This is a genomic window from Acinetobacter tandoii DSM 14970 = CIP 107469 (genome assembly GCF_000400735.1).
GTDB classification, from domain to species: domain Bacteria; phylum Pseudomonadota; class Gammaproteobacteria; order Pseudomonadales; family Moraxellaceae; genus Acinetobacter; species Acinetobacter tandoii.
In genome coordinates this window covers 113,514-140,494 of sequence record NZ_KE007366.1, presented here as the reverse complement: position 1 = coordinate 140,494, position 26,981 = coordinate 113,514, and the positions used below count along the sequence as shown (strand labels likewise).

At 39.1% G+C, this 26,981-nt stretch carries 24 protein-coding genes and 2 tRNA genes; 10 read left to right on the top strand and 16 right to left on the bottom strand.

What is annotated here, in order from left to right; all coding sequences use genetic code 11:
• Nucleotides 1-53: 53 nt before the first annotated feature.
• The 3 genes from I593_RS07210 to I593_RS07200 all read right to left on the bottom strand — a co-directional run bounded on the left by I593_RS07210 (nt 54) and on the right by I593_RS07200 (nt 2,826).
• Complete coding sequence (locus I593_RS07210) at nt 54-1,601, bottom strand: hypothetical protein (RefSeq protein WP_016166914.1); 1,548 nt, start codon at nt 1,599-1,601, stop codon at nt 54-56.
• Nucleotides 1,602-1,849: 248 nt separating this feature from the next.
• Complete coding sequence (locus I593_RS20380) at nt 1,850-2,023, bottom strand: hypothetical protein (RefSeq protein WP_016166913.1); 174 nt, start codon at nt 2,021-2,023, stop codon at nt 1,850-1,852.
• Nucleotides 2,024-2,208: 185 nt separating this feature from the next.
• Nucleotides 2,209-2,826 (bottom strand): rhomboid family intramembrane serine protease, encoded by a 618-nt coding sequence (locus I593_RS07200; RefSeq protein ID WP_016166912.1) that lies wholly within the window; start codon nt 2,824-2,826, stop codon nt 2,209-2,211.
• Between the two features lie 159 nt (nt 2,827-2,985).
• On the opposite strand from I593_RS07200, the gene nfuA reads away from it, so the two are divergent.
• Both nfuA and I593_RS07190 read left to right on the top strand, forming a co-directional pair.
• The gene (nfuA, locus tag I593_RS07195) at nt 2,986-3,624 is read left to right on the top strand and encodes a Fe-S biogenesis protein NfuA (protein ID WP_016166911.1); all 639 of its coding nucleotides are present in this window, start codon (nt 2,986-2,988) and stop codon (nt 3,622-3,624) included.
• Nucleotides 3,625-3,829: 205 nt separating this feature from the next.
• Nucleotides 3,830-6,058 (top strand): TonB-dependent siderophore receptor, encoded by a 2,229-nt coding sequence (locus I593_RS07190; protein ID WP_016166910.1) that lies wholly within the window; start codon nt 3,830-3,832, stop codon nt 6,056-6,058.
• A 28-nt stretch (nt 6,059-6,086) separates the two neighbouring features.
• On the opposite strand, the gene I593_RS07185 is transcribed toward I593_RS07190, so the two are convergent.
• Both I593_RS07185 and I593_RS07180 read right to left on the bottom strand, forming a co-directional pair.
• Entirely contained in the window at nt 6,087-7,097 is a 1,011-nt protein-coding gene (locus I593_RS07185; protein WP_016166909.1) for a hypothetical protein, read from the bottom strand.
• Nucleotides 7,098-7,109: 12 nt separating this feature from the next.
• Nucleotides 7,110-8,138: an alpha/beta fold hydrolase gene (locus I593_RS07180; protein ID WP_016166908.1), complete on the bottom strand. Its 1,029-nt coding sequence runs from the start codon at nt 8,136-8,138 to the stop codon at nt 7,110-7,112.
• A gap of 316 nt (nt 8,139-8,454) precedes the next feature.
• On the opposite strand from I593_RS07180, the gene I593_RS07175 reads away from it, so the two are divergent.
• Nucleotides 8,455-9,069, top strand: coding sequence for a carbonic anhydrase (locus I593_RS07175; protein ID WP_016166907.1), 615 nt, complete (start codon nt 8,455-8,457; stop codon nt 9,067-9,069).
• 41 nt (nt 9,070-9,110) lie between these two features.
• Here the strand turns inward: I593_RS07175 and I593_RS07170 are convergent, their stop codons facing one another.
• Entirely contained in the window at nt 9,111-9,689 is a 579-nt protein-coding gene (locus tag I593_RS07170; RefSeq protein WP_042069005.1) for an arylesterase, read from the bottom strand.
• 94 nt (nt 9,690-9,783) lie between these two features.
• Between I593_RS07170 and I593_RS07165 the strand changes: the two genes are divergently transcribed.
• Entirely contained in the window at nt 9,784-10,488 is a 705-nt protein-coding gene (locus I593_RS07165; protein ID WP_016166905.1) for an ABC transporter ATP-binding protein, read from the top strand.
• Nucleotides 10,485-12,962 (top strand): ABC transporter permease, encoded by a 2,478-nt coding sequence (locus tag I593_RS07160; protein ID WP_016166904.1) that lies wholly within the window; start codon nt 10,485-10,487, stop codon nt 12,960-12,962. Before I593_RS07165 ends, I593_RS07160 begins: the two co-directional genes overlap by 4 nt.
• Before the next feature lie 17 nt (nt 12,963-12,979).
• Here the strand turns inward: I593_RS07160 and I593_RS07155 are convergent, their stop codons facing one another.
• Nucleotides 12,980-13,798 carry a rhomboid family intramembrane serine protease gene (locus I593_RS07155; protein WP_016166903.1) on the bottom strand — a complete coding sequence of 273 codons (819 nt, stop codon included), beginning with the start codon at nt 13,796-13,798 and terminating at the stop codon, nt 12,980-12,982.
• Between the two features lie 78 nt (nt 13,799-13,876).
• Here I593_RS07155 and mtgA point away from each other — a divergent pair, with 78 nt between their 5' ends.
• Entirely contained in the window at nt 13,877-14,551 is a 675-nt protein-coding gene (gene mtgA, locus I593_RS07150) for a monofunctional biosynthetic peptidoglycan transglycosylase (protein WP_016166902.1), read from the top strand.
• Between the two features lie 130 nt (nt 14,552-14,681).
• On the top strand, nt 14,682-16,763 hold the full coding sequence (gene ppk1 / locus I593_RS07145; RefSeq protein WP_016166901.1) for a polyphosphate kinase 1: 2,082 nt from the start codon (nt 14,682-14,684) through the stop codon (nt 16,761-16,763).
• Nucleotides 16,764-16,797: 34 nt separating this feature from the next.
• Here ppk1 and I593_RS07140 read toward each other — a convergent pair whose 3' ends face one another.
• From I593_RS07140 to I593_RS07110, 7 genes are all read right to left on the bottom strand, one after another.
• On the bottom strand, nt 16,798-17,427 hold the full coding sequence (locus I593_RS07140; RefSeq protein WP_016166900.1) for a helix-turn-helix domain-containing protein: 630 nt from the start codon (nt 17,425-17,427) through the stop codon (nt 16,798-16,800).
• 224 nt (nt 17,428-17,651) lie between these two features.
• Nucleotides 17,652-18,095 carry a DUF2726 domain-containing protein gene (locus tag I593_RS07135; RefSeq protein WP_016166899.1) on the bottom strand — a complete coding sequence of 148 codons (444 nt, stop codon included), beginning with the start codon at nt 18,093-18,095 and terminating at the stop codon, nt 17,652-17,654.
• 52 nt (nt 18,096-18,147) lie between these two features.
• A tRNA-Asn gene (locus I593_RS07130) sits at nt 18,148-18,223 on the bottom strand.
• A gap of 99 nt (nt 18,224-18,322) precedes the next feature.
• Nucleotides 18,323-18,628 carry a hypothetical protein gene (locus I593_RS07125; protein ID WP_016166898.1) on the bottom strand — a complete coding sequence of 102 codons (306 nt, stop codon included), beginning with the start codon at nt 18,626-18,628 and terminating at the stop codon, nt 18,323-18,325.
• 132 nt (nt 18,629-18,760) lie between these two features.
• Nucleotides 18,761-18,836: transfer RNA gene (locus tag I593_RS07120), tRNA-Asn, on the bottom strand.
• A gap of 147 nt (nt 18,837-18,983) precedes the next feature.
• Entirely contained in the window at nt 18,984-19,610 is a 627-nt protein-coding gene (locus I593_RS07115; RefSeq protein WP_016166897.1) for a superoxide dismutase, read from the bottom strand.
• 178 nt (nt 19,611-19,788) lie between these two features.
• Nucleotides 19,789-20,547 (bottom strand): Nif3-like dinuclear metal center hexameric protein, encoded by a 759-nt coding sequence (locus tag I593_RS07110; protein ID WP_016166896.1) that lies wholly within the window; start codon nt 20,545-20,547, stop codon nt 19,789-19,791.
• Nucleotides 20,548-20,714: 167 nt separating this feature from the next.
• Between I593_RS07110 and I593_RS07105 the strand changes: the two genes are divergently transcribed.
• From I593_RS07105 to I593_RS07095, 3 genes are all read left to right on the top strand, one after another.
• Entirely contained in the window at nt 20,715-21,896 is a 1,182-nt protein-coding gene (locus I593_RS07105; RefSeq protein WP_016166895.1) for a S1C family serine protease, read from the top strand.
• Nucleotides 21,897-22,042: 146 nt separating this feature from the next.
• Nucleotides 22,043-23,035: an NAD(P)H-quinone oxidoreductase gene (locus tag I593_RS07100; RefSeq protein ID WP_016166894.1), complete on the top strand. Its 993-nt coding sequence runs from the start codon at nt 22,043-22,045 to the stop codon at nt 23,033-23,035.
• A gap of 160 nt (nt 23,036-23,195) precedes the next feature.
• A complete protein-coding gene (locus I593_RS07095; protein WP_016166893.1) occupies nt 23,196-23,702 on the top strand; it encodes a hypothetical protein in 507 nt (168 codons plus the stop codon).
• 643 nt (nt 23,703-24,345) lie between these two features.
• Here I593_RS07095 and I593_RS07090 read toward each other — a convergent pair.
• Entirely contained in the window at nt 24,346-25,674 is a 1,329-nt protein-coding gene (locus tag I593_RS07090; RefSeq protein WP_016166892.1) for a polyamine export protein PaeA, read from the bottom strand.
• 129 nt (nt 25,675-25,803) lie between these two features.
• Nucleotides 25,804-26,793 carry a LysR family transcriptional regulator gene (locus tag I593_RS07085; RefSeq protein WP_016166891.1) on the bottom strand — a complete coding sequence of 330 codons (990 nt, stop codon included), beginning with the start codon at nt 26,791-26,793 and terminating at the stop codon, nt 25,804-25,806.
• Nucleotides 26,794-26,981: the final 188 nt, after the last annotated feature.

Genomic DNA, 26,981 nt, shown 5'->3' with positions numbered 1-26,981 from the left:
CGCCCTTTGCTATTCCAAGCGATTAGGCCTGATTTACCTAGATTTTATAATATTTAGCTCTTTAACTTCGCCAACGCTTTTTTTAGTGGAAGTTTATCTGTCGCAAAGCCATAAATTGCAGCAAACGGTAGCGCTGTTCGTGCCAAATAAGCTACACGCCATAATCCACCATGATTGGCCCCCTGCATCATCAACTCTAAAGGATGATTCATTACAGTTTCAGGATTTGCGACCGAGTCAGGATTACGTAAATCATGAATCCACAGCGCTGCCATAATGGCATTGGTCGTTTCAGGTTTAAATGCTTCGACATCAAATAAACTGGCACCATTAAAAGCGGCTTTGAGCAGCGGATTTTTGGTTACCGAGTGTGTGGTGGTCGATGGGGCAATATTAATACTTACACGTTGCCCTTCATGACGAGCCAGAGTTGCGCGCCATTGCTGAATACGTTTCGCTAACGCGTAGTTTGGACCTTGCTCGATGACCAAACAGTCTGCAATTCCATAAGCTTGACCATTGTCAGATTTAATTAGGTCATGCAGGTTTTTCTGGAAAAAATGCTGTAAAGATGCCGTTGCCATGCCCTTGGTCAGTAGCTTCTGAATTTGAGAGCGATAACGGAATTTGTCTGCTGAAGATTCAACGACTTCTTTGGGTACAGCATAGACATCAGTCGGCGTACACATAAACATTAAGCTGGTATCGGCTTTTTGTTCACTGACGACTTTCATAATGCTGTCCATGGCCATAGCAACGCGGACATGTTTTTCACCATCGAGATAAGCAATTGCTGCCAAATCCAGTTGATGTTCGCTTTGTAATAGCCATTGTGCAATTTCAGGAGTTTGAGTCAGTAAATTTGCCCCAAGCTTTGCACTGAGTTCACGAGTTGGTGTTTGGTCGGGAAGGGAAGTCTGACTTGGTGCATATAAGGTTGCATTACCATTTTGAATGGTATTGAGAATTTTTTGCCAAACTTTGGTATTCGGTAAGTCTACAGCCACAATATTGGCTTTCCATTTAGACAGCCATGTCAGTGGACCTGCTTCAGAACCTGCACCAAATAGCACCATTGTGCGGTCAGAAAGATCGAACCATTCAGGGTGTGCATTGGCTAAACGCAAGGCGTCTGCATGAGAAGGTTCAATAATGCCGTCATCTTCCCATTTTTGAACTTGTGCAAGTAAAGCTTCACCTTTGAGGTTTTGCCCATGATAAGGAATGTACCATTCTGGTTCAATTAAGCTTTCACCTTTTAACTGAACAGTATGTAACTGAGCTAAGGGCACATCCATCATTTCTTTTAATAAATAACGTTGACCATTACGGTAAAACTCAAAACTATGTTGAGCTTTATGCAGACCTTGTCTTGCAATGCTAATCGGATTGCTGCAATTGCGAATACCATGTTCGACCAAGGCTTTAAAGTACTTTGGATAGTTTTTACGCCATTTCTTTTCTTTGAGCACTTGCTGGGCAGATTGATTGTCTACAATCGATAATGCCTCAGCAATAATTTCCTTGCCTGTGCGAGTTGTACTTGGTTTTTGAGTATCGGGTTGAACAGGGAACTGTAGACCCTCTAAAGAGCTGGACATGCAAAAAATCTCGTCTGATAACAGTATTAATATACAGATGTATTCATTATCTATGCCAAATTAAAGTTTGGGGTGGCATTAACTACCAATTTATGTCCCGAGCGTCTAAAGTTTTAAACTCAGTTTGTGAAAAGCTTGGAAGAGTGCGCAAAAATTTGCATAGATATTAAGGAAAGTTGAAATCATCAGGCACTGTCAGTCTAGTCAATCGACTGACAGTCAAAGAAAAATTCAAGTTAAGCTGTGACTTAGCAACGCCCTTTCTTGGCTTGACCTGGTGGGCAGAAATCACCACCATGTTCGTAGTGTCCTAAGTTTCCATTCGGGTCAACAACAATACTGCCTTCGCGTGTATGTACAGCACAAGCCGTGAGTATGTTTAAGCTGAGACAAGTAGCGATAATCATGAGAAATTTATACATATATTTATTCTCCATATTCTATTGTTTTAAACTTAATTTTAGTCAAATTGCTTTATTGCTGCGATTTGTTTTATGTAAAAGCTGAGATGAGATAAAAATTTATTTTAAAAAAAGAAGAGAGAAGTGGCAGAGACTATTAGGTCTTCGCCCCTTTATTAATGACATAAAGCCTGCATCCAACATATTTAAAATGGCAGTTGAGTCAGTTTATTGAAGAAGTGTGGAATTAAACGGGGTTCAAGTAAAATGGTCACAACAACGCCATAAGCTGCACCCCATAAATGTGCACTATGATTAATATGAGAGTTGCCCCGTTTTCCTGACCAAATGCTATAGGCAATATAGAGCACCGCAAAAATAATCGCAGGTACAGGAATAAAGAATACAAAAATCAGCTTCCATGGTTCAAACAGGATATAAGCAAACAGAACCGCAGACACGGCACCTGAAGCGCCAAGACTGGCCCATTGGAAGTCGTTTTTGTGTTTTAAGTAACTGGGTAAAATAGCAAAAATTAATCCACCCAAATAAAACAGGGCAAAGCCAAGGTCGTAAAAATACTGACGATAAAAGCTTTCAATAATACTCCCAAAGAAAAATAGGGTAATCATGTTGAAGAGCAAATGAGCGCCATCCGCATGAACAAAACCATGCGTGATAAAACGGTCATATTGTCCTTTTTGCATTGCAGGTGGCCAAAAGATCAAGCGACTCATCAATTTCTGATTAGAGAATGCCAGAAGGGAAACCACCACAGTAATGATAATCAGCGCAACAGTATGGTTGAAAGGCAGATTTAGCATATAGAAAAGGTTCAATTTTTAATGACTCAACTTCAATAATGCCATTAATTGATTCATTGCACAGGACTTTTAGAATAAATCCGACAATTTTAGTTGATTTTTTTTAATTTACCCGCATCTTCAGTTAAAATAGCGACTTCAGCTTGAGGAAATATTGTTATGTCGACTGAGAACACCAGCACTGCAGTTGCAGAAGAAATTCCAAACTTATTGATTACACCAACTGCACAAGAGTATTTGCGTGATTTACTGGCGAAACAAAATACTCCAGGTATTGGTGTACGTGTTTTTGTGGAGAATCCTGGAACACCTCGTGCTGAATGTTGTATGGCATATAGTGCGCCTGAAGAAGTTGTGCCAACAGATTATAAGCAAGACTATCCAGATTTCCCTGCTTATGTTGACGCACCATCTATTCCATATTTATTAGATGCAGTCATTGACTACAACAAAGATCGTTTTGGTGGTCAGTTGACTTTCCGTGCGCCAAATTCAAAAGTTCCACGTGTTGGGCCTGATGCTTCTGTCGAAGAGCGTATTACTTATGTTTTACAATCTGAAATCAATCCAGGTTTAGCAGGTCACGGTGGCAACTGTGCTTTGGTTGAAGTGGTTGAAGATGAAGAGCATGGTCTAACTGCTGTACTTAAATTTGGTGGTGGTTGCCAAGGTTGTTCAGCAATTGATGTGACCTTGAAACAAGGGGTAGAAACGACTTTGAAACAACACGTTCCAGAGTTACAGCGTGTGATTGACCAGACAGATCATACCCAAGCAGAAGGTGCATATTTCAAGTAATTACTTGAGCGTAATACATTAAAAACCTCCATAATATGGAGGTTTTTTTATGCCTGTTGCATACAAAACTCCCCTAATTTTCAATAAATATTAAATAGTAATGAGAATCATTATTAATAATAATTGCATTTATATTTATGTTTGTTACACTCTGAAACCGAAATTTCACGTTTTTTTCTATCTTCCACACCTTTGGGATATTTGTATGAACAGACGTATTGTCCAATCAGCATTAACACTTTCAATTTTGTCGGTCATGAGTGTGATGAGTAATGCTGAAGATTTACAGACAGAACAGCAAACTTCTTCAACTGCGCAAATTACGACACAACAAACAGATCCAACCAAACTTGAAAAAATTGTTCTGACTGCCGAAGAGCAAGTAAAGCAATCCCTAGGGGCATCTATCATTACTGAAGAAGATTTAGATAAGCTTCCTGTAGTGAATGACATTTCTGAATATGTTCGTCGTATGCCTGGTGTGAATTTGACAGGCAACAGTGCAACAGGGCAACGTGGCAATAACCGTCAAATCGATATTCGTGGTATGGGGCCCGAAAATACCTTAATTTTGATTGATGGTAAGCCCGTTAACTCTAGAAACTCAGTTCGTTATGGTTGGCGTGGTGAACGTGATACACGTGGAGATTCAAACTGGGTTCCAGCAGATGCAATTGAATCGATTGAAGTGTTACGTGGTCCTGCTGCTGCACGTTATGGTTCAGGTGCCATGGGTGGTGTGGTCAATATTAAAACCAAGAAAGTAACCAATGAAGTACATGGTTCGGTTGAGCTTTATACCAATCAGCCTGAAGATTCCAAAGAGGGAGCAACCAATCGTGTTGGCTTTAATTTAAGTGGTCCGATTGTTAAAGATGTTTTGTCTTATCGTTTGTATGGTAATTACAACCAGACCGATGCAGATGCACCAGATATTAATCCGCTCACTGCGTCGGGAACGCGTGCGGCAGGTCGTGAAGGTGTAGAAAATCAAGATATTGCAGGACGACTGGCTTGGCAAGTGAATGATCAGCAAACCCTTTTGTTGGATATTGCAACAGGCCGACAAGGCAATGAATATACAGGTGATATTCAAAACAGTAACTTTGATGCTGCTGGTACAGGTGGAAGCTTTAGCAATGCAGATTATGTCCGAGGCTTATTAGGCCAAGAAACCAATACCATGTATCGGGACAGTTATGCTTTAACGCATGAAGGAAAATGGGACTGGGGCGATACTAAACTCATCGCACAATACGATAAAACCAAGAATAAACGTATTCCAGAATCTCTTGCTGGTGGGCCAGAAGGGAGTCCAAATTCATTTAATAAAAAGACTTCTACATTAGAGACGTTGCGTTTTAATGCGGAAACGAATATTCCTTTAGAGATTGTTGTTCCTCAAGTTTTAACTGTGGGTGCTGAATGGGTAGAAGATGACTTCAAGGATCCATCGAGCACAGTACAAACTGATGCTTCTGGACTCATCAACTTATCTGCTGACCGTGAAAGCATGCAATCACGAATCGCTTCTGCCTATATTGAAGATAACTTTAAGGTGACAGATAGTACTGATTTAGTCCTTGGTGTTCGTTTTGATGATCATGATAAATCAGGTTCGAATTGGAGTCCGAGCTTAAACATTACCCAAAAATTGGGCGATTACTTTACCCTGAAAGGTGGCATTGCAAAGGCGTATAAAGCGCCAAATATGTATCAAACTTCAGAAGGTTATTTGTTATATACCCGTGGTAATGGTTGCCCAATTAAAGCCACACAAATTTCCCAATGCTATTTAATCGGTAATGCGGATCTAAAACCTGAAACCTCGATTAATAAAGAACTGGGTGTTCAATTCGAAAAAGATATGGTCAATGCCAGCTTAACGTGGTTTAGAAACGATTATGAAAATAAAATTACAGCAGGAGAAACTGTTTTAGCCACTTCAACAGCGGGTCATAACATTTTACAGTGGGAAAATGTGCCTGAAGCATTGATTCAAGGGCTCGAAGGAAGTGTAACCTTAAGCTTTGATAATGCAAGTTGGACCAATAATGTAACGTATATGATGGATTCGGAGAATAAAAAAACAGGTAATCCGCTGTCGATTGTACCGAATTATACGATTAACTCCATCTTTAACTATAACGTGACCGATGCCATGGATGTGAACTTTGTATATACCCAGTATGGTCGCCAAAAGCCACGTCAATATGCAGAATCGAATACTGAAAATGGCGCTATGAATGTTACTGCCGTGAAAAGTTATGGTATAGCAGGCATTAATGCAGGCTATAAATTTACGGATCAAATCAGTGGTCGTCTTGGTGTTAGCAATTTGTTTGATGAAAAATTATTACGTGATAACTCTGTGAACCAAACTTATAACGAACCAGGTCGTGCTTATTATGCAAGTCTGAAATATGAGTTTTAAGCTGATTTAAATGTAGAACAAAAGGGCGCTATTCAGCGCCTTTTTTCAAGATTGCTAAGGTACTGTCAGAATAATAGAACTTCTCTAAATAATGACGTGCACGTTGAGTGAGGTAATCTGATTGCAGCATATTCTGAATAATCGGTTCTAACAGATGTTGTAACTGATTTTGGATTAATGCTTCATCAATATTTAAGTCACGGAACAATAAATCAAAGCTTCGGTCTTGATTCCGTGCATACCATGCAGAGATGCCATCTTTCACTTGTTGTGCCATGTATTCACTTTGACGTAAGTGATCCCAAATTTCATGACCTAAACCAACAGTGTGTTGTAAGTCATCAATTTCGATATAATTTTTTAACACATTGAGCGGAAGGTCTTTAATTTTATGCCATAAATTGGCTTGAAAATGATAAAGCTTATCGTCATTAAAATGCTGATTTAACACTTGTTCACTCATTTGACTGAGTTTCTGAATATTTTTTTGTAAATAATGCTGAATGGCTTGATCTAAGTTTGAATCAGTCACACTTTCTAAAACAGATTTCCCCATTTTCATAAAACGAGAAACGCCCGGCACATGCTTGACCATGACAGAATTATCTAAATAGTCATGAATCGCGTGTTGAATCAGTTGCGTGATCATGGCAGCGAAAGCAGGGTTATTCACAACGGTATGAATTAAGCGTTGTCTATGCCCACTTTTACTGGCAACGTATTGAGCAATTTTATCGACAGTAAGCACAGGAATGGCATCTGCGATTTTAGTTTGGTCATTTGCGGGATGAACCAAGGCAAAGCGAATATGTTCTGCAATTTGTTCAATTAAAAAATCACTGGCAGGTGTCTTTAAGATTTGCTGATCAATCAATTGATGAATCTGTTCAACTGTCCAAATTTGTTTTAATTTTTGTTTTCTGAACCAATGATAAAACTCAACAAATTCATTTTTAATGGTTTCTGACTGAGTAAATTCATGATTTAAAAATTGTAGATGAGCTTCGATCAGTTGCTCAATCATCGGGTGTTTTTGCATAAAAGCTCAAATTTAATGTAAAGGAATCAGTTGATCCGCCAATGGATTTTTCAGATTTTGGGTCTTTGCGAGAAATGGGAGGTAATAATTCGCAACTTGTTTATCTGCTTCCAATAAAGGCATATGACCCACATTGTTCAGGATGACAGGTGCTTCGGCACGTTTCAACAGAGATTTTAATTCATCTGCAACTTCAACATTAAAGATTTTATCTTGTTTGCCCCACAAAATTAAAGTCGGTGCTTCTACATTGCGGGTAATTCGAGCAAATGTTTCAGGGGTATAGATGCGATTTAATGTCGAAATTTGCTCAATGACGAGATTATTTATACCTGATTGTGCAATCAAGAGTTGTTCTTTAGCATGTTTAAGTTCTGGAGAAAGTTTGGGGGGATTCTGCATGATCTCATGACGAACCTCATCATAATCACCAGGTTTTGACATAATAATATGCTTTAAAAAATGTGGGTCTCTCGTGTAGGGGGTGTTGGCTTTTTTGTAGATGCCTGCACTATTTAATAGAAATAAACTTTGTGTATCAAAAGGATATTGCGCAGCATAAAGAGTTGCAATTGAACCACCTAAAGAGTGACCTGCGATATTCAATTTATTCTCGATATCTATAGCTTCAGCAAATTGTCGAAGGCTGGAGGTGACGTTCGGAACAGCAATATCAAAATTGGATGGAACTTTGGTGTCCCCATAAATGGGTAGGTCGGGCACAATGACGTGATAGTTGGGAGTGAGATAAGAAGCAACGCGATTCCAATTGTCACGATTTCCTCCAAACCCATGAATCAGTAAAACAGTAGGTTTCTGGCTCGATCCTCCTTCGTTATAGCTCCAAAAAATATCTCCGACTTTGAGGGTTTTGGTTTTTAATCCACAGTCTTCACGTTCTTGTTGTAAAAAATTTTGTAGCGTAATTTGCTCGGGAGAAAGTTGTGGATTTTTAGCTGAAGCAACATTGGGCAATGACATCGTAATTAGGATTCCCATTGCAGTAACAAAATGAGAAAAATATTTACGAGTTTGTGTCATTGACTTAAATCCTTATCGCTAAAATTTTGTTGTAGAAAATCTATTCTTGAAACTGCAAAAAACTGGAATTGGTATAAAGAATAATCTTTGACTTTATAAAGATCTATTGTAAATACAATCACTAAAATGTCACGAACAAGTTTATTGAAATGATTGATATAAAAATAAAATAATGTGATTTACTTCAAGGTAACAACAAAAAGCACTTGAACTTTTTTGCCAATCTAAAAAGGCTCAGCCGTATTCTTTTTTGCAAGTGACATTCCTTTTTGCTGGTATTAGAATATTGAAACTTCAAATCATGGTGGAAAAAAGAATGCTAACGGCTCAAGAAGCATTAGACCGTCTTAAAAAAGGAAACCAACGTTTTGTTTCTGGGGAAACAACCCTTCCTAAACAATTGACGCACCAAGAACGTGCTGAAATGGCAGAAGATCAAAATCCTTTTGCAATTATACTTGGTTGTTCAGACTCGCGTGTTCCTGCCGAGATGGTTTTTGACCAAGGCTTAGGTGATTTATTTGTTATTCGTGTCGCGGGTAACGTGGTTGCTCCTTCGCAAGTGGGTAGTGTGGAATTTGCTGCTGAACGTTATGACTGTGCAGTAGTAGTTGTTCTTGGTCATAGCCATTGTGGTGCCATTCAAGCGACCATTGACACTTTAATGAACCCAGAGTGTCCACCATCAAATAATTTGATGTCGATTGTGAACCGTGTGCGTCCTTCTGTTGAAACCTTGATGCAAACTGAGTTGAAAAACGATTTGAAAAAACTTTCGAACCATGCTGTTCGTTCAAATGTGTTTGCTTCAGTTAATCAATTACGTCATGGTTCGGCTGTATTGGAACAATTAATTGCGAAAGGCAAGATGATTGTTGTCGGTGCGGAATATTCACTTGAAACAGGTGAAGTGATTTTTTTTGATTTCTAAGACATCTGATCTATAAAAATATAGATGTGATTAAAGGCGCTTTATAAAGCGCCTTTAATATATGGATAAGCTAAATTCAGTAATTGAGTCTGTGCTTGAACATTAGGATGAATTAAATCTTTTTGCATTAAATTTTTATGACCCGCGATGCCTTCTAAAAAGAAGGGCAGTAATTTCACTTGATAGCGTTGACTGACAACCGTGTAGTTTTGTTGAAAAGCCTTGCTATAGGCTGTGCCATAATTGGGCGGAATTTTCATTCCAAACAAAATGACTTTGGCTTTCGTCTTTTGGCTTTGCTCAACTAATCGTGCTAGATTTTGTTGAATCATTTGTGGTGGTTGACCACGTAAACCATCATTTCCGCCCAGTTCGATAACCACAATATTTGGCTTATAAGTTGCAAGTAATTTGGGTAAACGTGCTAAAGCACCACTGGTAGTTTCACCACTCACACTTGCATTGACCACTTGATGTTGTTTCGGATACTGTTGGTCTAATCGTTTTTGTAACAGTGTGACCCATCCTTGCTGTGGCTGCAAACCATAACCTGCGCTAATACTATCACCGAGAATCAGAATAGTTTTAGCTGAAACCATCACTGGACTTAGGCAGAGCATTAGCCCTATCACCCAAGAATAAACGAATACTTTAAAACGAGATTGACGCATAGTAACTGACGAAAACCTGAGCACAATAGAAGAGAGATTCATCATGCCACAAGCCGTAATTTCTGCCCAGAATTTGACACAAAAAATACAACTTGCAGATAAAAGTCTCTCAATTTTTGAAAATCTAAATCTCGATATTATGAAAGGTGAACAAATTGCCATTACAGGGCGTTCGGGTTCTGGTAAGTCAACTCTATTGGGAATTTTGGCTACTTTAGATCAAGCCAGTGGTGGTGAATTAACTGTTTGTGGAGAAAATATTGCTGCGCTTAATGAAGAACAACGAGCGCTTGTCCGTTTGAAATATATTGGTTTTGTTTTTCAATCTTTTCAACTTTTGCCTCACTTAACCGCATTAGAAAATGTCATGTTACCTTTGCGTTTGCACGCTAATTTTCAATATGCAGAGGCAGAACACCGTGCTTTAGAGCTACTTAAAAAGGTCGGATTAGAGCGACAGGCAGAGCAAACGCCAAAAGTACTTTCTGGTGGGGAACAACAGCGTGTGGCGATTGCACGTGCTTTAATTAGCCAACCTAAAATTATTTTTGCAGATGAACCTACAGGTAATTTAGATAGTCAAACAGCCAAAGAGATTGAGCAGTTACTGTTTGCTTTAAATCAGGAACTAGGCACCACCTTGGTACTGGTTACTCATGATTTGAAATTGGCAAGACAATGCCAACGTCATCTCCATTTATTTGAAGGTCAGTTGCATGAACACGTGCAGGGTGGTGATCACGTATGAGTGCTCTATTTCGACCTTTATTGCAGCAAAGTCTGAAAAGTAGTGGGATGTATTTGCTGATTATTGCTTTAGTACTGGCGATTAGTGTGACGACTGCACTGAAATTTAGTAATGAGCAAATCCAGAATGCAGTGACTTTACAAGCCGCAGAGCTGATGGCGGCAGATTTGGTGTTGTCAGATCAGTCGAAAATTGAACAACGTTGGAAAGATCTGGCGACAGCCCAACACTTAAAACAGTCGCAAGTCACCGTGTTTAACTCCATGGCGCATACAGAGTCGCAATTTGTCATGGTGAATGTGAAAGCGGTTGATGCACATTTCCCGCTGCGGGGTAAGCTTCAGTTACAACCTGAGCTACATCGTCCTATTCAAAGTGGGGAGGTATGGTTAAGTCCACGGGTGATGGACTTATTACGGGTAAAGTTGGGAGACCAAATTCAAATTGCAGATGGTACGTTTAAAGTCACTGCAAAGATTCAACATGACTCCAATCAGGAGCTTGGCTTTTCAAGTTTTTCACCGACAGTGATGATTGCACAACAAGATATTGCACGAACCAATGCTATTCAAGTCGGCAGTCGAATTGATTACCGTCTATTGATGGCGGGCGATACGAATAATATTCAACAGTTTCAAACACAATTCAAACAACAACAGAAAACGACAAAGAATGTCACAGGAGTTAATGCAGAAGATGTGAATGGCTTGAAGCTTCGTAATGCTACCGAAGGCAATACTCGTCTGATACGCCCAATAGAGAATTTAGATACCTTTTTACAGTTGGCGAATATTCTGACTATTTTGCTGTGTGGTATCGCGATTGCATTGACCAGTCAACGCTATGTACAACAAAATCAAGACTATATTGCGTTATTGCGTTGTATGGGGGCTTCTAAATCCCAAATCTTAAAAGTCTATGCTTATCTTTTATTATTTATGTTGAGCATCGCGATTTTGATTGGTGTATTACTTGGCGTTGTATTGGGTTATGGCTTATTACAGCTCATGCTACAACTGATTCCGAACTTGCAGCTACAATTTTCTGCATGGGCAATGCTGAAAGGCCCTTTGCCGATTGCCATATTGACCAGTGCAGTGGTATTGACAGGTTTTATTTTGCCGAATTTGTGGCAGTTGATGTACACCCCGCCAATCCGTGTGATTCGTCAGCAAACACAATCTATGCATGTTTTCTTGTGGACCTTAGTGTCGGGTACACTGAGTTTATTTATTTTTAGTATCATTCTTACCGAAAATTTGCCACTGACCAGTTTGGTGATTGGTGGCATCATTGCCCTGAGTGTACTTTTGTATGGTTTGGTCTGGCTGGTTTTGAAAGCTTTAAAACGCTTAAAAATGGCAGTTTCGGCTTATGTCAAAGTACCTTATCAGACTGCGTTTCAGATTACGGCGTTGGCGTTAGGTCTGAGTTTAATCACTGTTTTGGCTGTCCTGCGTACTGATTTGTTAGAGCGTTGGCAACAGCAGTTGCCACAAGGTACGCCAAATCAATTTGTTTACGGTTTGCCACCATTTGATGTACCCCAATTCAAGCAGCAATTACTGGCACATGGCTGGAACAGCACGCCTTTATATCCCAATATTCGTGGTCGATTAGTCGCAAAAAATGAACAACCTTTTTCGGAACAATTGGTCAAGGAAAATAACTCATTGCGTCGTGAATTGAATCTAACTCAAAGCAGTAGCCTACCAACGGATAATAAAATTGTACAAGGACAAGCAAATTTCACGCATGTCGGAGAGGTTTCTGTAGAAGCAAAAACTGCGACAGAATTGGGTATACAGGTGGGTGATCGGTTAAGCTTTAGTTTGCCTGAAGGCATGCTACACGCCAAAGTAGTCAATTTAAGAGAAGTTGAATGGGAAAGTTTTAGCCCGAACTTTTTCTTTATTTTTTCTCCACAAACTTTGGATGAAAATGCAGGTAGTTATTTAGGCAGTTTCTATGTTCCAGAGCAAGACAGACCACAACTGATTCAATTAATTCAGCAATTTAGTAATACGGTCTTTATAGATGTGGGCTTAATACTGGATGAAATTAAGCGCTTGATGAATGTGTTGATTCAGGTTGTGACCATTCTGGCTACACTGGTCAGCCTTGCAGGCATTTTGGTCTTAATTGCCTGTCTTAATTTATTGATGGATGAGCGGAAAAGGGAAGTCGCTTTACTTCGTTCATTTGGTAGCTCCAAACGTATGCTCAAAAATATGCTGACACTGGAAATTGGATTTATGGGGTTACTGGCAGGTATTGTGGCTTGTTTCTTTGCCGAATTGATCAGTGCAATTGCTAGTTATCGAATGAATCTAAGCATTCAAGCCCATTGGGAAATCTGGTTGATTCTACCTGTGAATATGATGGTGTTATGCGCATTGATTGGGCGTTATCGTTTGAGTTATCTCTGTGATATCCCACCATTACAAAGTTTAAGAGAGATGAATCAATCTTAAGATTCATCTCTCTGTCTTTAAAAATGATAGCGTTGACGCATAGCCTGTAATAATTCAGCCCAAATTGGTTGAATCAGTTGAACTTGTTGCAGGCAATACTGGTATAGAAACCAGCAGCTCACGATAGCTACAGTTGTACCCAAAATGAAGCTTAGGGCAGGTTTTTGCGACTTTTGGCACAGATACCAAATACCTGCAAGGACTGCGCCCATCAGCATTCCGCCAACATGCGCAGCATTATTAATTCCAGAGATCGTGAGTCCAATCACCAAGTTAATGCCCATGACCATAATTAAGGTCTTTTTATCTAGAATAAAGCGTTGTTGTGGTAGAACAGGAAAGAGAGAAAGTAAGGTTAAAGCACCACCTAAGCCCATCACAGCACCAGAAGCGCCTGCACTGACATGTGGCAGTAAAGAGGGATCAATTACTTGCTGATTCAACATATTTACTGTGTCATGTATTGCCAAAGAACCACTAAAGAGACTGCCCATTAATCCTGCTGAAAGATAGAGCATGAAATAATAAAAACGACCAAAGAGCTGTTCTGCGACACTGCCAAAAATATACAATGCCCACATGTTTAACATTAAATGAATAAGTCCAAAATGAAAAAACATGCTCGTGAATAGGCGGATGGGTTCCTCTAAAAAGGTTAAAGGTGCATAATCAGCTCCCCAGCGTATGGCATCTGGTAGGCTTGGATCACTGACATTGACTCCAGAGAAAATTTGCCAGAGAAATAACCCGACATTGACCGCAATGAAAAGGGTTGTGAGCCACCAATCTTGCATATTCAGTTTGCTTGGAAGCCAAGGTGGTGTTGAATGAGACATGCTATTGTTTGACTTTGAATCTATATTTTGACCAAGCTTAGCACGAAAGAATGGAAATATTTGGAGCAACTTACTGACATGAAAGCTTTTTTTGTTCGAACTTTGTTAGTCATTGTCAGTTTTATTCTACTTGTACAGCTATGGATATTTAGCAGTTTGCTGTGGTGGCGTACACATCCAGTCGAAACAACTATGTTCATGCGTCTAGATTACTGGTCTGAACCATCAAAACCAATTCAGCACACATGGCGGGATTATGATGAGATTAGCGATTATGTAAAACGTGCTGTGGTCACATCTGAAGATGGAAAATTCATGCACCATCATGGTTTTGACTGGGAAGGCATGCAATACGCTTTAGAACGTAACCAAGACAAAGGCAAAGTGGTTGCGGGCGGATCGACTATTTCTCAGCAGTTGGCGAAAAACTTATTTTTATACAATAAGCGTTCTTTTATTCGTAAAGGGCAAGAGGCCGTCGCTACTTGGATGATGGAGCGTATGTGGTCTAAACAGCGAATTCTTGAAGTCTATTTAAACTCGGTTGAGTTTGGTGAAAATATTTACGGGGTTGAAGCAGCAACACAGCATTATTTTGGCAAAAGTGCGCGAAGTTTAACGCGTGATCAGGCAGCATTTTTAGCTGCAATTTTACCCAACCCCAAATATTATCAAGATCATCAGAATGATCGAAAAGTCCAAATTCGTAAAAAAATGATTCGCAAATATATGCGTTATAGCCAAATCCCTTAAGGTGACCGAATTCAGCGATAAGCATAAAGCACTATAAGCCCAAATTATTTTGGGCTTTTTTATGAAAATGTCACAAAATTGAAGCATACTTATGACTATACAGATAACGTCTTAAAATCATGGGTTGATTATGAATACGGCGGCACAGACTCCATTAGAGCCAGTTGAATATACTTATAATGATCGATTTATTAATCGTGAACTTTCTATTTTAGATTTCCATTTACGTGTTCTTGAGCAAGCTGTCGATCCGTTGCATCCATTGCTAGAACGCATGAATTTCTTGCTGATTTTTTCAAGAAATTTAGATGAGTTCTTTGAAATTCGTGTTGCGGGCATGTTGGAACAGTTGGATTTGGGCAATGAAAGTCATACCCCCGATGGTCTAACCCCTAAACAGGTTTTGGATCAAATTTCTCAAACAACACATGCTGCAATTGAACGCCAATACCGTATTTTAAATGAAGAAATCTTAGCGAAGTTGCGTGAAGAAGACATTTGTTTCTTGCGTCGTGGTGAGCTTACCCCCGCTCAATCTGCTTGGGTGAAAAAGTATTTCCAAGAACAGGTTGCCCCAGTATTAACCCCGATTAGTTTAGACCCTGCACACCCATTCCCTCGTTTAGTTAACAAAAGTTTGAACTTCATTGTGACTTTGGAAGGTAAAGATGCCTTTGGTCGTCAAATTGATTTAGCTGTTGTTCCCGCACCACGTTCATTGCCACGTGTTGTACGTTTACCCGATGAGTTGACGGGTGGCAAAGAACACCATGTCATGCTATCTGCAATTATTCATGAGCATGTTTCCGACCTATTCCCAGGAATGACTGCAACGGGTTGTTATCAGTTCCGTGTAACGCGGAATGCGGACTTGGCTTTAAATGAAGATGTCGAAGATTTAGCGAAAGCGTTAAAAGGTGAGCTAAATTCACGTCGTTTTGGTCGTGCGGTACGCTTGGAAGTGACCGAAAATTGTCCTAAACATATTTATGACTACTTGCTTGATGAATTCGATTTAGAAGAAGAGCAGTTGTATAAAGTGGATGGTCCAGTAAATTTGGCACGATTATTGTCAAATTTTAAACGTCCTCATTTACGCTATGATTCACATACACCTGTGATTCCAAAAGTATTGAAAAAAGCTGAAAACATTTTTTCAGCGATGCAAAAGCAAGATATTTTATTGCACCATCCGTTTGAATCCTTTGCTCCAGTCATTAACTTTTTGCGTGAAGCTGCACGAGATCCACAAGTTCTAGCGATTAAGCAAACGTTGTACCGAAGTGGAGCCGATTCTGAGATTGTACAAGTCTTGGCAGAGGCAGCGCGGAATGGTAAAGAAGTCACCGCGGTGATTGAGTTACGTGCTCGTTTTGATGAAGAGTCGAATATTGCAGTGGCCAATGTTTTACAAGAAGCAGGTGCTGTGGTGGTGTATGGTATTGTCGGGTATAAGACACATGCCAAAATGATTTTAGTCGTCCGCCGTGAAAATAATAAATTGGTACGCTATGTCCATTTAGGTACAGGAAATTACCATGCGGGTAATGCCCGTATTTATACCGACTATGGTTTGCTGACAACTGACAAAGAGTTGTGTGAAGATGTACATCGCATTTTCCAAGAGTTGACAGGTATGGGCAAAATGGCAAAGTTGAAAAAACTTTTGCATGCACCATTTACGCTACATGCGCAATTAATCAATTTTATTGACGATGAAATTGCCAATGCCAAAGCAGGAAAACCTGCACAGATTATTGTGAAAGTGAATGCGCTAACGGAAGTGCAGTTAATTAATAAGCTGTATGAGGCTTCACAGGCTGGTGTTCAAATAGACCTGATTATTCGTTCAATTTGTTGCTTGCGTCCAGAGTTACCAGGCTTGTCTGAAAATATTCGTGTGCGGTCTATTGTAGGACGCTTCTTGGAACATACACGTGTTTACTATTTTAGTAATAATGGTAATCCGCATGTGTATTGTTCGAGTGCGGATTGGATGGATCGTAACTTGTTTAACCGTGTTGAAGCATGTTTCCCAATTGAAGATCCAGCATTGAAAAAGCGGATTTATCAACAAGGCTTACTCAATTATCTAAAAGACAATCAGCAAGCATGGTTATTAAAAGGTGATGGTTCATGGGTACGTGCTCAAGTTGCAGAAGGGGATGAGCCACATAATGCCCAACGTACTTTGTTAGAAATTATTAAATAGTAGTCAAATGAAAGAGCCTCAAGTAGGCTCTTTCTTATTTATGGGTTAAATGTCGGTAAATCGATTTAATCCGTCCTTCTACGCTGTAAAGTGGAATCCCAAGTTGATGGGCGATTTCTCGAGTATTAAGCTGTTTAGCAAGTAAAGATAAAATTTCTAACTCTATTGCCGTGAATAATTGACTTGGTGCTTCTTTAAATTGGTTAATGAATTGCCGAGCTTGGCTTTGAGTCTGTGCATTAAGAATATACTGTGCTAATTCACTATGTAAGGTGGCACCGCCCCTTAAAATTGTTCTGATCTGCTGTAAAATCTCACGGTCAGTCTGTTCTATAAAAAAGTAACCATGTGCACCCGATTGAATGCCACGGAAAATCTGCTCAGTTTGTCCCTGTGGTGCCATCAAAATAATAATGACATAAGGATGGTACGCTTTTAGTGAACGTATTAAATCGTGTAAAGGCACTTGAGTAAAATTCAGATCGATCAGCGCAATATTGGGTAAATGCAAACGATAGATTTCAAGGGCATCATCTAGATAGGGTGTAGAGTGAATTAAGTGCGCAGGGTAGCCTAACTCCATCAATAATATTTTAAGGCGAAGGTCTAAATTTATTTCTTCTGAGAGAATTAATACTGGTGCTGGGAGTAAAAGCTCATTCACTATTTTGTTGTCCTAAACTTGAGCATCCAATTATCTTTTGACTGTGTTCTAAATGCCAAAAATGTTCTATACCTGTAAATTGGGATTTTTGATCTCTGCTGCTAGTGTAAGTATTTGTTGAATAAAAATTAATTGAAAATGGTTTTAATTTTGTTGTGAATTTTAGGTAATTTGTTGAGATTCTTTTTAGGGTAAATGTTCATCAATATTATTATTTAAGACAATTAAAGTAAATCTTTACGTAGTTCACGTGCACTAGGTATAGAAGTATAACGAAATACCGTGTAACCCGCTTCGGTAAGCATGGCGTCGCGTTGCTGGTCTTCATCTTCTTTACCAATATGACTTGGGTCATCCAATTCAACAATTGCTATCACTTTCATATCGCGATTTAACACCACAAAATCTGTGACCTTTCGATTGAATTGTTGACGTATTTTGAAATGGTTGCTGGTAATGAGGGCACTAAAGGCAACTTGTGCCAAAATATGATGTTCAGGCAGTGCTTCATTCAGTCGAATAAACATTTTCTGTTCAAAGGCTGTAATGAGGGGCTTTTGATAAAATTGCTGACGTTTCCAAAATAAATGTTGCAATAGCATCAAAAGCAAAACGGAACTTGCCAGACAGCCAATAATAAAAAACAGCGTTTGAATCGATGTAAACACAAATTGAACTCAATAAAAAACCCACTACAAAGTGAGTGGGTCTTTAGAATCTTGGCTCTCCAACCTGGGCTCGAACCAGGGACCTGCGGATTAACAGTCCGTCGCTCTACCGACTGAGCTATTGGAGAATCTGGAACGCATTTTAGGGGGCTAAGTCTAAGAGGTCAAGTAAAAAGTTAAAAAATTCCAACATTTTCAGTTAAATGAATTAAAAATAGACAAAAAGATTATTTAATATGCTGTATTGCTTCAATATAAGTGGCTTGCGTTTTGAGAGGATTGGCTTGGCGACATGAATTGATTAATTGCATGAGTTCTTGTTGAGTCATATTGGTATGAATTTGCTTTTGAATAGCGGTTAAGACGCTAGGGTTTTTTCCAGCTAAATCACGGCTACATTGATATAAGCGTTCGTACATGAGGGCAGAAGCGGACTTATTATTTTCAGACTTTTGCGTGCATTGAAAGGCTGCAAAAATAACCACAATGATAATAATCCAAAAAATCAGGGATTTTAGCCAAGGCAGATTCATTCTTATTCTCTGTACTGTTGTTCTGTAGTGAAGATATTCAAAATGCAACGAAATTACAATTTTCAATTAGATTGATTTTAAAATATAGGCAATAAAAAACCCACAACATAATGTGTGGGTTTTTTAGAATCTTGGCTCTTCAACCTGGGCTCGAACCAGGGACCTGCGGATTAACAGTCCGTCGCTCTACCGACTGAGCTATTGGAGAATCTGATGCGCATTTTAGGGATGAAAGTAGGTGTCGTCAACCCGTTCATGAAGATAATTGTTTTATTTGATTTATAATTATGCAGCTAAAGCCTAAAAATGAAAAAATCACCCGTAAAGGGTGATTTTTTATACAGAAAAATAAAAATTATTTTTCAACACCAGCTGCTTGACCAGCATATTTCGCGTTTGCATAGTCCCAGTTCACTAGGCTTTCTAAGAAAGTTGTGATGTATTTAGGACGAGCATTACGGAAATCGATGTAGTAAGCATGTTCCCAAACGTCAATTGTTAATACTGCAACTTTACCGTGAGCAAGTGGAGTATCTGCATTTGAAGTTTTCATGATAGAAAGCGCGCCATTTACTTCGTCAGCAACTAACCAAGCCCAGCCAGAACCGAACTGAGTTGTAGCTGCAGCAGCAAACTCTTCAGCAAATTTTTCGTATGAACCAAAAGTTTCATCAATTTTAGCTGCTAATGCGCCAGTCGCTTTACCGCCACCGTTTTTAGCCATACAGTTCCAGTAGAACGTGTGGTTCCAAACCTGAGCTGCATTGTTGAAAACACCTACTTTAGCTGCATCACCAGCAGAAGCTTTGATGATTTCTTCTAAAGTTTTACCTTCAAGGTCAGTACCTTTGATTAGGTTGTTTAAGTTAACAACATAAGTATTGTGGTGTTTGTCGTGATGGTATTCTAAAGTTTCTTTGCTGATATGAGGAGCAAGATCTTCATAGCCATATGGAAGTGCTGGTAAAGTGATCGTTGTCATGATTTCAATTCCTTGCATTTTGCTGGGTTTTGACATTAAGTGGCACTATTGTAAAGGATTCTAGGCTAAATTTGCGCAATACTTTTAAATAACAATACAGAATAACGCTCGAATTTATACGTATATAAAAAATACGGTAAATCCATATTTTAAGTAAGGAAAATTTGCCAAGCCCAAATTAAATCGGATTGTTTAATTCGAAATAACTATACTCAAGATTGAACTGTTGTGAAACAGCTTGTCCTAGGCGTTGTACACCATAGCGTTCAGTTGCATGATGTCCGCAAGCGTAGTAATGAACATCCAATTCCTTCGCTTCATAATACGTTCGTTCACTCACTTCTCCAGATATGTAGGCATCACAAAGTTGATCAGCAGCTTTGCTAATAAAGTCTTGTGCAGCGCCTGTACAAAAACCCACTTTTTGAATGGTTTTTTTATTCGCATTTAAATGAATAGTGTTAAAGCCTAAACGTTCCGTGAGGATTTGTTTAAAAGATTCTGGAGAAATTGCTTGTTTTAAATAACCTATGTTGCCAATAGGGTGACGCTCCGAAGGATCTAGAGCCTCAATATTTTCTAGCTCTAAAATGTCGGCAATTGCAGCATTATTGCCGAGTATTGGGTGTGAATCTAAAGGGAGGTGATAAGCGACCAATGAAATATCATTGCAGATCAGTGTCTTAATACGATTTCCACGCATTCCTGTAATTGGGTAGGGTTCGCCTTTCCAAAAATAACCATGATGCACTAAAAGTAGATCAGCTTGCTGTGCAATCGCAGCATCAATTGCCTCTTGAGAAGCAGTGACTGCGCAGAGAATTTTTTTAACTTCAGAGCGTCCTTCAATTTGTAAACCATTGGGCGCATAGTCTTTAAACTCTTGAGTTTTTAACGTGTCATTACACCATTGCAGAATTTCTTGCAGAGTCGCCATAAAAGTCTCTTAAGTTACGAATTAATATCATCAAAATATACTTTAAATTGTAACTAAAGCATCACAAAACTCTTGCATGAATTTTGTGTATCGAACTGTATTTGCCTTTACAATAAGCATAAATTCTTCGTCATTAAGAAATTAAAATATTTTAAGAGGATAGAAACGTGCGCCGGACCTTTACATGGTTACCTTGGGTGTTACTCATTATTGTGATTATTGGTTTTATTGCATGGCAACAATATCAAAAACCAAAAGCGCCAGTTGCTCCTGATGGCGTAAAAATGCCTGCTGAAAAAGTTGAACCATTGATCGATACGTCCAGAACGGGTGGGGTAGTGTCTTATAGTGCAGCGGTAAAAGTTGCTGCACCTGCGGTAGTCAATATTTTTACCACACAGAAAGTTAAGCAACTTGATCACCCACTTATGAATGATCCAGCATTTAGAGAGTTTTTTGGTAATCAACTTCCAGAACAATTAAATCCTGAACAAAATGAAAATAGTCTGGGTTCTGGGGTGATTGTCCGTCCGGACGGTTATATTTTAACTAACAATCATGTCATCTCTCAGGCCGATCAAATTATTGTTGCACTTCAAGATGGTCGACGTGCGGCTGCTAAAATTATTGGGACAGATCCTGATACTGATTTAGCTGTGATTAAAATTGAGCTGGATAAACTGCCTGTATTACCTTTTAAGCTGAGTGGTAATGAAGTGGGGGATGTGGTACTAGCGATTGGTAACCCATTTGGTGTTGGTCAAACGGTGACCCAAGGGATTATCTCTGCAACAGGGCGTTCAGATTTAGGCATTAATACTTATGAAGACTTTATTCAAACTGATGCGGCAATTAATCCTGGTAACTCAGGTGGAGCCTTGATTGATGTGGCTGGTAATTTGATTGGGGTCAATACGGCTATTTTCTCGCAATCGGGTGGCTCATTGGGTATTGGTTTTGCGATTCCTGCAAAAATCTGTCAGCAAGTACTTAACTCAATTTTGAAAGATGGTCGTGTAGTTCGTGGTTGGTTAGGTATTAGCTTAATGCCTATACAGCAAGAAAATATTATCGAGCCGAAACAGGCAGGCGTGGTGGTTGCAGACGTACTGAAAAATGGACCCGCAGCACAAGCAGGATTATTAAAAGGCGATAAAATTACGCAAGTGAATGAAGAGAAAATTACCTCTGCAGCGCATTTGATTAATTATGTTGCATTGCAAGCGCCGAATAGTACAGTCAAAATTCAAGTCGAACGTGCTGGTAAACCATTAACTCTGGATGTGGTGGTTGGGGAGCGTAAAGTTCAGAATTCGGATTCGCAATATATTCCATTACCACAAAGATAAATGTTCTAAAAAAGCTCCTGAAAAGGGGCTTTTTTAGGCCTAGCGTAAACTCACTTAGGCGAATTGATAAGGACGTTTTACTTCATTCGTTTATTCATTTATGGTCAAATACAACGTGAAAATATAAAGCAATATAGGGAAACACCATGACAAATCCAATGATGCATCAGATAGTGATTACCGAAGTAGGTGGACCAGAAAAATTAGCCATTGAGCAAACTACAGTGCCAGAACCTAAAGCCGATGAGGTTTTGGTGCAAGTCCATGCTTTTGGATTGAATCGACCAGATATTTTGCAGCGTCAAGGTTTATATCCAATGCCGAAAGGCGTGACCCCTGTACCGGGTTTGGAAGTTGCTGGTGAAGTTGTTGCAGTTGGATCAGGTGTTCAAATGTTTAAAGTTGGTGATCAGGTGTGTGGTTTAACCAATGGTGGTGGTTATGCTGAATATTGTGTTGTGCCTGAAAGCCAAACTTTAAATATTCCAACTGGCCTAAGTTATGTACAGGCTGCCGCAATTCCAGAAACATTTTTTACCGTATGGGCTAACGTGTTTCAAATGGGGAAAGCTAAAGCAGGAGAAACTGTACTCATTCATGGTGGCACCAGCGGTATTGGGACTACAGCATTAATGTTGTGTAATGCACTGGGTCTGAAAACCTTTGCAACCGTAGGTTCGGATGAAAAAGTTCAAGCCATTGCTCACTTAACGGATGCTATTAATTATAAAATACAAAATTTTGAAAGTTATATTTTAGAAAAAACCGATCAGGCAGGGGTTGATGTCATTTTAGATATTGTGGGTGCACCTTATCTTGAACAAAACTTGAATTTATTGCGTAAAGAGGGTCGGTTGGTTTATATCGCCTTCCTTGGTGGAGCAAAAGCCAAAGAGGTCAAGCTTGGTCAAATTATGATGAAGCGTTTGACCATTACTGGTTCAACTATGCGTGCGCGAAATACGGCTGAGAAAGCAGAGATTAGCCAAGGTTTACAAGAGCATGTTTGGCCGTTGTTGGAGCAAGGTCAATGCGTTCCGATGATTTACAAAACTTTTAAGTTTGACCAAATTCAAGATGCACATCGTGCTATGGATACAGGTGAGCATATTGGTAAAATCGTGGTTGAAGTCATTTAATCAAGAGCATGATTGATCGTGAAGTGAGCTTGAATATTGTGTAATGCGCATATATTGAAGCTTCTCCTCATGGTGCATGGCTACACATCAAGTTAAGACTGCTCTTTATGTTGGAAATATGAGAGAATACCCAATTCCTTTTAATGTAAATGAGCAGTGCATGACTGAACAATCTCCTGAGCAATTAAGTGATATCGAAATTTTAGACATCTTAAAGTCTATGAAAAACGATAAGCTCAATGTTGAAGCCAATCAAATCATTCGTGATGGAGGCAAGGCTGGACGTCAGGAAGCACACAAACAAGCTTTAGTAGCATTACATCAATCTTTTGAAGAGAAATTCGTTGAAGCGGTAACTTTGGCGTTACATTTGAATTCGACTCAAGCGAAAAAAATTCGCTATAAAAAAGACCGTATTCGTATTTTAAAAGCGCAAGGGATTGATTATTTAGCAATTGATGGTGCTGAAACTGCACAAGTTCTGGCTCAAATTGCGCAAGCGATTACTCGTGAAGATGCCACAGTTACTGAAGATTTACATAATGTTTTCCCTTTCTGGAAGCAAGGTTGGCCAATGGTACAGTTCGACAATGCATACAAAATTCTAGAAGATGATATTTTGATCCACTATCAAGCTGTTTTAGAGGCTTTATTAGAAAAGTATTAATCTTTTAATAAGCCTTAAAAATAAAAAAGAGTACTATGAGTTGCTCTTTTTTTTGGGGGGGAAGTTTTAATACCAGTATTAAATAAAGTGGAAATATTTCAAAAATTACAGCGGTGACCAGCATCAGAAAGCAAATAATAACAGCTCCCTTAATTGTGAATTATTAGCGTTCATCAAAATGGATTACTGCTAGCCCACACAATAAATAAGTTGATAGGACTAAAGGTGGCAAGAGATGTATTGATTGTCCAGCAATTGTCAAACATGCCCATTTCCACAAAGCTAATACCATATACCTAATAGCTTCCGACAGTGTGTGCAAGACGCAAAAATAGAAAGCATCGTTTTGACATCAAAAGGTAAAGGTGTATTAGTGATTGCATGGATTGGAATCAAATGGTGTACCATACTTTAAGGCAATCACCTTTGAGTGTGTTCGCTTTATTTAATATTGAAGTGAAATCAGTCGTATTTAAATCATGCTGATTTTTAAATATTTTTAACAACCCCATTCTTTTTTCTATTCAATAAAATACATTTATCTAATATGTCTAGGTGCAAAATTGCTATGGACGAGTATTGAATGAATGTAAAAAAGCCTTACAGGGTTTGTAAGGCTTTAGCTATGAAGAACAGCTAGTACTTATTCTTGTGGTTCTGTGTCACTTGCATCTTTAGGTTCTGGAAGCAAGCGAGTCACTAACAGCTGGTCGATCTTAAAATGGTCTACATCCACCACTTCAAATTTATAACCACCAAAAATTACAACATCCGCAGGGCGTGGAATTTTACGTAAGCGGTACATCATAAAGCCAGCGAGTGTTTCGTAGTTTTCTTCATCAGGCATTTCATCAATTTCGAGAGCATGTTTCATATCCTCAATGGGGGTGCTGCCATCAATCAACCATGAATTATCATCGCGCTTAATAATTTGTTGCTCTGCTTCAATCGGGGTAACCCAGTCACCCATGACTGTAATCATAATATCAGAGAGGGTAATGACGCCGACGACCAATGCATATTCATTAATAACAACCGCAAATTTCTCCTTACTCGCACGGAATCGATCAAGTACTTCAGAAAGCGTTAAGGTATCTGGAATAGTGAGTACATTACGAATAGTCGATTCATTGAGTTGATTAATTTTTTGGTTATTGAGGATACGCACCAAAATATCTTTGGCATCGACATAACCAATCACTTGATCAATATTTTCATTACAAACGAGAAATTTAGAATATGGGTATTCAGCCAGTTTTTGTCGAATACTGTCTTCTGCTTCATTTAAGGTAAAGTAAATGACATTTTCACGTGTAGTCATACTTGAAGGGACATTGCGTTCTTCAAGTTCAAGCACATTTTCAATAAAGTGATGTTCTTGCTTTAATAATACACCTGCTTGTGCGCCTGCATCCATGACAGCAGAAATATCATCAAAAGTGATGTTGTCATCACGGATAGTATTCACCTTAAATAAGCGGAAGAGCAGATTTGCAAGGGTATTAATGATCCAAGCCAAAGGTTTGCAAACTTTAATAAAAACTTGAATTGGATTAATGACTGCTATGGAGATTTTTTCAGGTGCAATCATCGCCAAACGTTTTGGCATTAAATCGGCAAATAGGATGAATAATGATGTGACTAAGGTAAATGAAAGTGCAAAGCTGATGCTCTCTGCCCAAGCACCAGAGTAAAAACGCGAAACAAAATTTAGAAAATAAGGTCGAAAAGCCCCTTCACCTAAAATACCACCCAAAATCGCGACTGCATTTAGACCAATTTGAGACGCTGCAAAAAAGTCAGCAGAATTTTCCTGTAAGTCTAAAACTTTCTGTGCTCGTTCTTCGCCTGCTTCAGCCAGAATTTTTAATTTGACTTTGCGCGCACCTGCAAGTGCAATTTCTGTCAGAGACAGAAATCCCGCTCCCGCAATCAGAAGGGCAATGATTATAATATTCTGGAACAGACTCACGAAATCCACCTGCGGATCATCATTATTATGAAATATTTTTAACACAAAAAAGCACTAGGGGAATAATTGAATTATGCCCGAAGTGCTAACAGTATAATCTTAAAAAAGAAGAATTTAAGAAAAATCTAATTAATAATGTGAAAATTGTGAGTTATTTAATAAAAATTCACGATTTTCTTCTTCGATCATTTGGCGTGCAACATACAAAATCAATTGGCGTAACCAACGATGTGCTGGATGATGGTGTAACAGCGGGCACCATGCCATTTTTAACTCGAATTCGGGAATATAGAACGGAGGATCTTTGATTAATAAATGCTGGCTCTTGGCCTGAAGGCGAGCAATACGTGTGGGCAAAGTCGCAATCAAATCTACATTTGATGCTAATAGCGCTGGCATTTGATAATGGCGCGTAAATACAGAAATTTTACGTTTTTGTCCGATACGTTCTAAGGCTTGATCAATCCAACCTAACCCAGCTTGTTTTTCAGGATTTACCCCAAAACCTACGCCCATCCCAGTTTTTGACACCCAAATATGTTGCGCATCAAGATAACTTTTTAAGTTTAAGTTTGATGCAGCTGGATGTTTACCATTCAGTAAACAAGAAAAACTGTCACGCCATACTAAAACTTGGTGGAAGCTTTGCGGAATTTCGTTGAATCGGTTAATCGCTAAATCAACTTTACCTTGTTCCATGTCACGATAGGAAACGTCACTTGGGGTAAGAAAGTCTAAAACAACATTCGGCGCTTCTGAACGCAAAGCTTTAACTAAACGAGGAACTAAGGTCGCTTCGGCATAGTCCGAAGTCATGATGCGAAAAACACGATTAGATGTATAAGGACGGAACTCTGTACGCGGTTCTAAAATCATGGAAAGGTCAGACAACGCATCGCGAATTCGCGGCTGTAATTCAAGCGCACGTTCAGTCGGTGTCATGCCTTCAGAAGAACGAATCAATAGAGGGTCATTAAAGAGATTACGAAGACGACGTAAGATGTTACTCATTGCAGGTTGGGTAACGCCCAATTGTTCTGCTGCGCGTGTGACATTTTTCTCACGCAATAATACATCAAGATAAATGAGTAAATTAAGGTCGACCCGCTCCAGATTCATAAAATAAATACCAAGAATAAACTTATGAAATTATGTTGATTATGCCATAAGCGATAAGGCTTGTGTAGAAAATATGATGAAAAAAAGCTGGAGGGAGGAGAACGGATTGGGAATGAATAGTAAAGTAAACCGACTAAAAATGAAAGTTAAAAGCCTTAAAAAGATCAAGAAATAGCAATTATGATTGA

What these genes read in the sequence shown, in the direction of transcription:
- I593_RS07210 (WP_016166914.1), bottom strand. Translation starts at nt 1,601, where the DNA reads ATGTCCAGCTCTTTAGAGGGTCTACAGTTCCCTGTTCAACCCGATACT.
- I593_RS20380 (WP_016166913.1), bottom strand. Translation starts at nt 2,023, where the DNA reads ATGTATAAATTTCTCATGATTATCGCTACTTGTCTCAGCTTAAACATA.
- I593_RS07200 (WP_016166912.1), bottom strand. Translation starts at nt 2,826, where the DNA reads ATGCTAAATCTGCCTTTCAACCATACTGTTGCGCTGATTATCATTACT.
- nfuA (WP_016166911.1), top strand. Translation starts at nt 2,986, where the DNA reads ATGTCGACTGAGAACACCAGCACTGCAGTTGCAGAAGAAATTCCAAAC.
- I593_RS07190 (WP_016166910.1), top strand. Translation starts at nt 3,830, where the DNA reads ATGAACAGACGTATTGTCCAATCAGCATTAACACTTTCAATTTTGTCG.
- I593_RS07185 (WP_016166909.1), bottom strand. Translation starts at nt 7,097, where the DNA reads ATGCAAAAACACCCGATGATTGAGCAACTGATCGAAGCTCATCTACAA.
- I593_RS07180 (WP_016166908.1), bottom strand. Translation starts at nt 8,138, where the DNA reads ATGACACAAACTCGTAAATATTTTTCTCATTTTGTTACTGCAATGGGA.
- I593_RS07175 (WP_016166907.1), top strand. Translation starts at nt 8,455, where the DNA reads ATGCTAACGGCTCAAGAAGCATTAGACCGTCTTAAAAAAGGAAACCAA.
- I593_RS07170 (WP_042069005.1), bottom strand. Translation starts at nt 9,689, where the DNA reads ATGCTCTGCCTAAGTCCAGTGATGGTTTCAGCTAAAACTATTCTGATT.
- I593_RS07165 (WP_016166905.1), top strand. Translation starts at nt 9,784, where the DNA reads ATGCCACAAGCCGTAATTTCTGCCCAGAATTTGACACAAAAAATACAA.
- I593_RS07160 (WP_016166904.1), top strand. Translation starts at nt 10,485, where the DNA reads ATGAGTGCTCTATTTCGACCTTTATTGCAGCAAAGTCTGAAAAGTAGT.
- I593_RS07155 (WP_016166903.1), bottom strand. Translation starts at nt 13,798, where the DNA reads ATGTCTCATTCAACACCACCTTGGCTTCCAAGCAAACTGAATATGCAA.
- mtgA (WP_016166902.1), top strand. Translation starts at nt 13,877, where the DNA reads ATGAAAGCTTTTTTTGTTCGAACTTTGTTAGTCATTGTCAGTTTTATT.
- ppk1 (WP_016166901.1), top strand. Translation starts at nt 14,682, where the DNA reads ATGAATACGGCGGCACAGACTCCATTAGAGCCAGTTGAATATACTTAT.
- I593_RS07125 (WP_016166898.1), bottom strand. Translation starts at nt 18,628, where the DNA reads ATGAATCTGCCTTGGCTAAAATCCCTGATTTTTTGGATTATTATCATT.
- I593_RS07115 (WP_016166897.1), bottom strand. Translation starts at nt 19,610, where the DNA reads ATGACAACGATCACTTTACCAGCACTTCCATATGGCTATGAAGATCTT.
- I593_RS07110 (WP_016166896.1), bottom strand. Translation starts at nt 20,547, where the DNA reads ATGGCGACTCTGCAAGAAATTCTGCAATGGTGTAATGACACGTTAAAA.
- I593_RS07100 (WP_016166894.1), top strand. Translation starts at nt 22,043, where the DNA reads ATGACAAATCCAATGATGCATCAGATAGTGATTACCGAAGTAGGTGGA.
- I593_RS07095 (WP_016166893.1), top strand. Translation starts at nt 23,196, where the DNA reads ATGACTGAACAATCTCCTGAGCAATTAAGTGATATCGAAATTTTAGAC.
- I593_RS07085 (WP_016166891.1), bottom strand. Translation starts at nt 26,793, where the DNA reads ATGAATCTGGAGCGGGTCGACCTTAATTTACTCATTTATCTTGATGTA.